The sequence below is a fragment of the uncultured Caballeronia sp. genome (genome assembly GCF_964243625.1).
Lineage (GTDB): Bacteria > Pseudomonadota > Gammaproteobacteria > Burkholderiales > Burkholderiaceae > Caballeronia.
This window is the reverse complement of sequence record NZ_CAXTGZ010000425.1, coordinates 1-5,331: the sequence shown is the minus strand read 5'-3', so window position 1 is coordinate 5,331 and position 5,331 is coordinate 1. Positions and strand designations below refer to the sequence as shown.

The following is a 5,331-nucleotide window of genomic DNA, read 5'->3' as shown; positions in this document are numbered from 1 at the left end:
CGCCTCAGCGGTATTCTGCGGCAGTACCTTTACCCACGGTCAGTTGGGACCGAACCGAACCCGCCCAGTCCAACCAGAACCCATCGGAACAGAAATCCATGCCCACCTATCCGGCCACGAAAAAGCTGTTCGCCTGCCTGTTTCTCGCGCTGACTTCATTCGGTGCCTCCGCCCAGAGCAAGGAAGACGCAACCTGCCACACGGTCCGTTTCGTCGATATCGGTTGGACCGACATCACGTCGACCACCGCGCTGGCATCGGTGGTATTCGAAGGCCTGGGCTACAACCCCAAAGTCACCGTCGCCTCGGTCCCCATCTCGCTGGCAGGCCTCAAAAGCAAGCAGATCGATGTATCGCTCGGATACTGGTGGCCAGTGCAGGAAAAGGTGGTCCAGCCGTTCATCGATTCGAAAGCCATCGACAAACTCGATCCGCCCAATCTCTCCGGCGCAAAAGCCACGCTCGCCGTGCCGAGCTATGAATACGACGCGGGCCTGAAGACGTTCCAGGACATCGCGAAGCATAAGGATGAACTCGACGGCAAGATCTACGGCATCGAACCGGGCAGCAGCGCGAACGCGCAAATCCAGAAGATGATCGATACCAACCAGTTCGGACTCGGCGGTTTCAAGCTCGTGCAATCGAGCGAAGCGGGCATGCTGGTAACGGTCGATCGCGCAGTCCGCGACAAGAAATGGGTCGTGTTCGTCGGCTGGGAACCGCATCCCATGAACATCCAGGTCAAGATGAATTACCTCGCCGGCGGCGACGAAGTCTTCGGTCCGAACTACGGCGAAGCGCGCGTCTACACGCTGACGAACCCTGACTTCCTGACGCGTTGCCCGAACGCCGGAAAGCTCGTATCGAATCTTCGCTTCACAACGCAACTCGAGAACCAGTTGATGATTCCCGTCATGGCGAAAGAGCGCCCGACCGACGCGGCAAAGGCTTATCTGAAGAAAAATCCGCAAGTGCTCGACGCATGGCTTGCGGGCGTGAAGACAGTGGACGGCAAGGATGGCTTGCCGGCAGTCAAGCAATATCTTGGCCTTTGAAAGGACGGCGTGACATGAACTACGAAGTAATCGTGACGTGCGCGGTAACGGGCGCAGGCGACACCACCGGCAAACATCCGGCGATTCCGGTCACACCGAAACAGATCGCGGAAGCGGCGATCGAAGCCGCGCATGCAGGCGCAACAGTCGCGCACTGTCACGTCCGCGATCCGAAAACGGGGCGCGGCAGCCGCGATCCGGCGTTGTATCGCGAAGTCGTGGACCGCATCCGGTCATCGGACGTGGACGTGATCATCAACCTCACGGCCGGTATGGGCGGCGATCTGGAAATCGGCGCAGGCGAGTCGCCGATGGAATTCGGCGCCGCCACGGATCTCGTCGGCGGATTGACGCGCCTCGTGCACGTGGAAGAGTTGCTGCCGGAGATCTGCACGCTCGACTGCGGCACGCTCAATTTCGGCGACGGCGACACCATCTATGTTTCGACGCCCGCGCAACTTCGGGCGGGCGCAAGACGCATCCAGGAACTGGGTGTGAAGCCCGAACTCGAGATCTTCGATACCGGCCATCTCTGGTTCGCGAAGCAAATGCAAAAGGAAGGGCTGCTCGACGACGCCCCTTTGTTCCAGCTTTGCATGGGCATTCCATGGGGTGCGCCGGCCGACGTCGGCACGCTCAAGTCGATGGTCGACAACATGCCGGCGGGCGCGCAGTGGGCGGGCTTTGGTATAGGCCGGATGCAGATGCCGATGGTCGCCCAAGCAATGCTTCTGGGCGGTCATGTTCGCGTCGGACTGGAAGACAACTTGTATCTGGATCGTGGTGTGCACGCGAGCAACGGGACGCTCGTACAGCGCGCGGTTGAGATCATCGAACGGCTGGGTGGGCGTGCGCTGACGCCTGCCGAAGGCCGCAAGAAACTCAAGCTCCCCGCACGCGGCGAACGTTTGCTCGATCGTCGCAAGATCGAGCAGTTTGCTTGAATTCAGATTACTAAGGAATCCAGTATATGCAAGTGAAGACGTTTGCTGCGTTGGGCGTTGGCGTGATCGGAAGCGGATGGGTATCGAGGGCACTGGCGCACGGACTTGACGTGGTTGCGTGGGACCCGGCGCCGGGCGCCGAGGAGCAGTTGAGAAAGAATGTGGCCAATGCCTGGCCCGCACTTGAGCGGGTCGGGCTTGCCGAAGGGGCATCGAAGGCACGGTTGCGGTTCGTCGAGACGGTCGAGGAATGTGTCGCCGACGCCGACTTCATCCAGGAAAGCGCGCCCGAGCGCGAAGACCTGAAACTGAGCCTTCACGAGCGCGTTACGAAGGCGGCCAAGCCTGAAGCGATCATTGCTTCGTCAACATCAGGCTTGCTGCCAACGGACTTCTACGCGAGGGCAAAGGACCCGTCGCGTTGCATCGTCGGCCATCCGTTCAATCCGGTTTATCTCTTGCCGCTTGTTGAAGTTTTGGGCGGCGAACAGACGTCTGAAGAAACGTTGAAAGCGGCGTCGACTTTTTATGAATCCATCGGCATGCGCCCGTTGCGCGTGAGGAAGGAAGTGCCGGGGTTCATTGCGGACCGGCTGCTTGAGGCGCTGTGGCGCGAAGCGCTGCATCTGGTGAACGAAGGCGTGGCGACGACCGGTGAAATCGATGACGCCATTCGTTTTGGCGCCGGCATCCGCTGGTCGTTCATGGGCACGTTCCTGACCTATACGCTTGCGGGTGGAGAGGCCGGCATGCGCCATTTCATGCAGCAATTCGGACCGGCGCTAGAATTGCCGTGGACCAAACTGGTTGCACCCAAGCTGACGGATGAACTCATCGACCGCGTGGTGGAAGGCACGACCGAGCAGCAAGGTTCGCATTCGATCAAGCAACTGGAGCGTTATCGCGATGACTGCATCACGAGCGTCCTCACCGCGATAGCCGAAGCGAAATCGCGCCACGGCATCACGGACTAAGCGGCCATCAATGGAAAACTGCACTATCCATCGCGACACGGTGAGGCCCGAGTGGGTCGACTACAACGGACATTTGCGTGACGCGTTCTACATGCTGATCTTCAGCCTCGCCACCGATGCGTTCATGGACCGCATCGGTCTGGATGAAGCGGGCCGTGCAGCCCGTGGCCGCTCGCTGTTCACGCTCGAGGCGCACATCAATTATCTGCATGAGATCAAGGAAGGCGCGGCGGTTCGCGTGGAGGCATCGGTGCTTGCATTCGATGCCAAGCGCGTCCACCTCTACATGGAGATGTTCGAAGGCGAGGGCGCCGAGCCCGTCTCGGCGAGTGAGCAGATGCTGCTGCACGTCGACATGACGAACGGCGCGAAATCGGCAGTCTTCGATACGGAAGTTGCCGCCCGTATCGAAGAGATGCATGCCGGGTCGATCAAGGAGGCGCGTTACGCCGGGCGCGTGATCGGCTTGCCTTCCAGATCCCGTTCGCCCGCTGGAACCAAACCCGCGTGAGCGCGCCAGGTCCGCAGCAACAATGCGTTCGTCACTACGCTCACGCTTGAGAACGCCATCGCGGCACCGGCGAGCATCGGGTTGAGCAGGCCGAATGCGGCGAGTGGAATGCCGATCAGGTTGTACACGAACGCCCAGAACAGGTTCTGCTGGATCTTGCGATACGTGCGCCGAGCGATATCGATAGCGTCCGCCACCAGCGCCGGGTCACCGCGCATCAGCGTGATACCGGCGGCTTCCATGGCGACATCGGTGCCGGTCGCCATCGCTATGCCGATGTCCGCTGCGGCGAGCGCGGGCGCGTCGTTGATGCCGTCGCCGGCCATCGCGACTGCGCCTGTGGCACGCGCTTTCAATTCGGCGATCACGCGCGCCTTGTCGGCGGGGAGCATTTGCGCGTGCACGGCATCGGGCGCAATGCCGAGCGATTTTGCAACACTCGTCGCGCTGCCGGCGTTGTCGCCGGTAATGAGGACGCTCTGGATGCCCATCGCGCTCAATCGGGCGATGGCTTCGCGCGCACCGGGTTTCACGGAGTCGCCAAAGGCCAGCAGCGCGAGCACGCGGGCGGGAGCGCCCAGGTCCACGAGCCACGACACCGTATTGCCGAGTTTTTCCAGTTCTGCGGCCCGTGTTGCAAGACCGTCCGGTGCGACAAGCCGCAATTCTTCCAGCCAGCGCGCGCTGGCAACCGCCAGATGACGCTCGGCGACGCGCGCTTCCACGCCGCGTCCGGCGACGGCCTTCGCGTCGCTTGCGTTGACCGGCTGAAGCGACTCGGCATCGGCGGCGGCAACGACCGCGCGCGCCAACGGATGATCGCTCAGCCGCTGGACGGCGGCGGCCAGCGCCAAGGCTTCTTTCCTGTCCACGCCGTCAGCGGCATCGAACGCGGTCATCGACGGACGGCCGACAGTCAGCGTGCCGGTTTTATCGAAGGCAACAATTCTGATCCGATGCGCCATTTCCAGCGCCTGCGGGTCCTTGATCAGCACGCCGTGCCGCGCCGCAACGCCGGTCCCGGCCATGATCGCGGCGGGCGTCGCGAGCCCGAGCGCGCACGGACATGCAATCACGAGCACCGCGACCGCGTTCAGCACGGCCGTCTCGGCGCCCGCGCCCACAGCCAGCCAACCGACCAGCGTCACGAGCGCGATCACCAGGATCACCGGCACGAAGATCGCCGATACCCGGTCGACGAGCCGCTGTATCGGGGCTTTCTCGGCCTGCGCCGATTCCACCAGCCGGATGATCCGTGCAAGCGTCGTTTCCGCGCCGGTCGCAGTCGTTTCGACGGCAATCGCGCCTTCGCCGTTGATCGATCCCGCCGTCACCCGCGCGCCAGTTTCCTTCGCGACCGGCAGGCTCTCGCCGGTAATCAGCGATTCATCCACGTGCGTGCGGCCCTCGCGGATCACGCCGTCCACGGGCATCCGTTCGCCCGGCCGGACGATCGCCACATCGCCTTTGCGCACTTCGGCCAAGGCGATATCGCGTTCCTGGCCGGTCGCGGCATCGCGAATCCGGGCACGGTCGGGGCGCAGCGCGTCGAGGGCGCGGATGGCGTCGGTGGTCTGGCGCTTCGCGCGCGCTTCGAGCCATTTGCCGAAGCGCACGAGCGTGATCACGACCGCGGCGGCCTCGAAGTAGAGGTGGGCCGACTGACCGGGATGTGCAAACAACTCGTAGACGCTCAAACCCCACGCCGCCGATGTCCCCAGCGTGACCAGCAAGTCCATATTGCCTTCGCCGGAGCGCACCGCCTTGAAGCCGCCGACGTAAAACCGCGCGCCGAGCACGAACTGGACGATGCTCGCCAACGCGAGCGATACCCACACGCCAAGGTT

Annotated in this window: 5 protein-coding genes; 4 read left to right on the top strand and 1 reads right to left on the bottom strand. The window is 62.8% G+C overall.

Translation table 11 applies throughout. From position 1 onward, the window contains the following. Positions 1-98 precede the first annotated feature (98 nt). From ACFFAR_RS23645 to ACFFAR_RS23630, 4 genes are read left to right on the top strand one after another with little or no spacing between them, the layout of a single operon-like run. Positions 99-1,055, top strand: a complete 957-nt coding sequence (locus ACFFAR_RS23645; protein WP_375508573.1) for a choline ABC transporter substrate-binding protein — start codon at positions 99-101, stop codon at positions 1,053-1,055. Positions 1,056-1,069: 14 nt separating this feature from the next. Continuing rightward, positions 1,070-1,999 carry a 3-keto-5-aminohexanoate cleavage protein gene (locus ACFFAR_RS23640; protein WP_375508572.1) on the top strand — a complete coding sequence of 310 codons (930 nt, stop codon included), beginning with the start codon at positions 1,070-1,072 and terminating at the stop codon, positions 1,997-1,999. Positions 2,000-2,025: 26 nt separating this feature from the next. After that, positions 2,026-2,973 carry an L-carnitine dehydrogenase gene (locus ACFFAR_RS23635; RefSeq protein ID WP_174362861.1) on the top strand — a complete coding sequence of 316 codons (948 nt, stop codon included), beginning with the start codon at positions 2,026-2,028 and terminating at the stop codon, positions 2,971-2,973. 10 nt (positions 2,974-2,983) lie between these two features. Beyond that, complete coding sequence (locus ACFFAR_RS23630) at positions 2,984-3,484, top strand: thioesterase family protein (protein WP_062003589.1); 501 nt, start codon at positions 2,984-2,986, stop codon at positions 3,482-3,484. On the opposite strand, the gene ACFFAR_RS23625 is transcribed toward ACFFAR_RS23630, so the two are convergent. Then, positions 3,418-5,331 (bottom strand): copper-translocating P-type ATPase (locus ACFFAR_RS23625; RefSeq protein WP_375508571.1); only part of this gene is annotated, 1,914 nt, incomplete at its 5' end. The two genes, ACFFAR_RS23630 and ACFFAR_RS23625, sit on opposite strands and share 67 nt — an antisense overlap.